This window comes from Nocardia sp. NPDC058497 (genome assembly GCF_042720195.1).
In the GTDB taxonomy this organism is placed as follows: domain Bacteria; phylum Actinomycetota; class Actinomycetes; order Mycobacteriales; family Mycobacteriaceae; genus Nocardia.
In genome coordinates this window covers 1-3,173 of the sequence record NZ_JBHXMY010000650.1, presented here as the reverse complement: position 1 = coordinate 3,173, position 3,173 = coordinate 1, and the positions used below count along the sequence as shown (strand labels likewise).

Annotated in this window: 1 protein-coding gene; it reads left to right on the top strand. The window is 67.8% G+C overall.

What is annotated here, in order from left to right:
* Positions 1-74: 74 nt before the first annotated feature.
* Positions 75-3,173 (top strand): MobF family relaxase (gene mobF, locus ACFWPJ_RS28850; RefSeq protein WP_378856061.1); only part of this gene is annotated, 3,099 nt, incomplete at its 3' end.

Here is a 3,173-nt window from a genome sequence, read left to right as displayed (position 1 = left end):
TGTTCATCATCGACCCCGGTCGCGTCCCGTTGAACGCGAGCGAGCTCTCGGGATGGGTGGCCAAGAACTCGCGCGTGAACCAGACCGCACTGGCCGGTCTTGAGCTCACCTTCTCGTCGGTGAAGAGTGTTTCGGCGCTGTGGGCGGTCGCCCCGCCGGACATGAGGCGCCGGATCGAGGCCGCCCATCGGCGAGCGATCAAGGATGCGTTGACGTGGCTGGAACGCAACGGCTTGCACACCCGGTTGGGGCGCAACGGGGTCCGCCACGTCGAGGTCGAGGGGATGGTGGCGGCGTGTTTCACCCATCGCGACAGCCGTGCCGGCGACCCCGACCTGCACACCCACGTCCTGATCGCGAACAAGGTCCGCACCAAGGACGGCAAGTGGCGCACCATCGACTCGCGCCTGTTCCACGAAGCCGTGGTCACCGTGTCGGAAATCTATGACTCCCGCCTCGAGCACTACCTCGAACTCGCGCTGGGGTTGCAATTCGAAACCCGCGCCGACCGCAACATCCACCAGGTCCAGATCCGCGAAATCATCGGCGTCCCCACCGAACTGATCCACGCCTGGTCGCAACGCGCCACCGCGATCAACACCCGCCTCGACGAACTCACCGCCGACTTCCAAGCCCGTCACCAGCGCGAACCGACACCAAAAGAGGTGTACGGGCTCGCTGAACAGGCGACCTTGAATACCCGTCCGGCCAAACATCTTCCAGGCTCGTATGCTCAGCAACGCGACATCTGGGCGGCCGAGGCTGCGGACCTGCTCGGTGGCCGTGAGGCAGTCGAGGAGTTCGTGCTGCACACGCTGTCAGTGCCGCCAATACCTCGCCCGACCCCTGATGCGGCGTTCATCGCCGCGACCGCCGAACGGGCGCTGGCAGCGATGTCGGAACGGCGATCGACGTGGCGGCCGTTCAACCTGCGCGCCGAAGTAGAACGCCAACTCCGCAGCAAGATCCACCCTGCCGACTGGGACTGGGTCCCCGACAAAGTCGTTACCGCCGCGCTCTCACCGCGATCGGCGGTTGCGCGCGGTGATCCAGACCTCACCGAGGAACCCGCGCTTCGTGCAGTTCCGGCGTGGTTGCAGCGCAGCGATGGCACTTCGGTCCACGCTCGCCCGAATTCCCAGGTCTACACCACCGAAGCCACCCTCGAGGTCGAGGCGGCGTTGATCGAATTGTCGGTGCAACCCGGAGCCCGCACCCTGGACCCGGAACTCCTTGCCGATGCAGTCGCCCAGTTCAATGCCGCGCACCAGGACCGGCCGCTCAATGCCGGCCAGGTCGGTGTCATCTCCTCCTTCGCCACCTCCGGACTACGAGTCCACACCGCGAACGCACCGGCTGGCACCGGGAAGACGACCGCGATGCAAGTCCTTACCGCCGCATGGCATTCCACCGGCGGAACCGTCCTCGGTATGGCACCGACCGCCGCCGCGGCCGCTGTCCTCGGGGCGTCAATCGGCACCCGCGCCGAGACCGTCGACAAACTCCTCGACGTCATCTACCGTCACTCCCCCAACCAGATCGCTGCCGGGATGGAGCAGGTCGGGACGCCGTCGTTGCCGCAATGGGTCCTCGACATCGACGACCGAACACTGGTGATCGTCGACGAACACGTCAAGCTCGGCAACCTCACACGCCTCCGCCTGCTGCAGTTCCTGTCCACACGCGGGGCGACAGTGCGCTGCATCGGCGACGACCGACAGCTGCCAGCGATCGAAGCCGGCGGCGCCGACACCGACATGGCCGCCGCCTCCCCCGAGCAGACCGTGACGCTCTCCCATGTCGTCCGGTTCGCCTCCACCGGTGAAGCGACCGCTTCGATCGGCCTCCGCGAGGGTGACGCAGCGGCGTTGGCGTGGTATCTGGACAACGATCGGATCCACGCCGGGCACACGGGATCGGTCTACGACAACACCTATACAGCGTGGGCCCCCGACCACCATGCCGGTCGCGACGCGGTCATGCTGGCCCCAACACACGAGGTCGTCACCGCGCTCAACGCGCGCGCCCGCACCGACAAACTCGCCCGAACCGGCACACCACTGGACGCCGAAGTAGGTCTCGCGGACGGACTTTGCGCCTCCGTCGGTGACACCGTGCGCACGCGTCGCAACAACCCGCGGCTGCGTTTCGGTGACACCGACTGGGTCCGCAACGGCTACTCCTGGACCGTCACCGACGTCCACGACGACGGTTCTCTGACTGTTTCGCACCACCGTGGCGGTGTCGACAGCGAGCATTCGGTGCATCTACCGGTGGAGTATGTGCGCGCGCATGTGCACCTCGGCTACGCCGCGACGATCGATTCCGCCCAAGGAATCACCGCCGACACCTGTCACGTCGCGTTGTCCGGGCGCGAATCCCGACAGCAGTTCTACGTCGCGATGACCCGCGGAATCCACGCCAACCACGCCTACATCGTCACCGCGCTCGACGGCGCCGAAGGCTCGATCTACACCGAACCCGCCCTCTACCCGCGCACCGCAGTCGAGATACTGCAGCGCGTCCTGGCCCGTGACGGGGCGCAGAAGTCCGCGCATACCGAGCTTCGTGACGCCCTCGACCCGGCCCTGCGCATCGGGCTAGCGGTCGATATCTACCTCGACACCCTCGGCCTGGCCGCCGAACACGCCCTCGGCGCCGACCGCCTCGACGAACTCGATCGCGTCGCAGACACGATCCACCCCGACCTGACCGACGCCCCCGCCTATCCGGTCCTGCGCCAGCACCTCGCGCTCATCGCGCTCACCGGCGCAGATCCCGTCGCCGCACTGCGTGCCGCTGCGGCCGCGCGCGAACTCGACACCGCCGATGATCCAGCGGCGGTATTGGATTGGCGGTTGGACCCCACCGGTGCGCATTCTGCCGGCCGTGGACCGCTTGACTGGACGCGAGGTCTGCCCCACCACGGTGTCGACGAGGAGCTCGCCGCACCGGTTCTTGCTCGCGAGCGGATCGTGGCCGACCTCGCCGGACAGATCCAGCGCGCCGCACACCGGTGGACTGCGACCACCGCGCCTGTGTGGGCGCGCCCGCTACTGGGCACCGACCCGGCGCTGCTCGGCGAGCTCGCGGGGGTGGGGGGCCGGCCGCCCCACCCCGAGTGCGCCGCCCCCCCCACCGGCCCGGGCCGCGAACACACGAAAGTAAGGGAG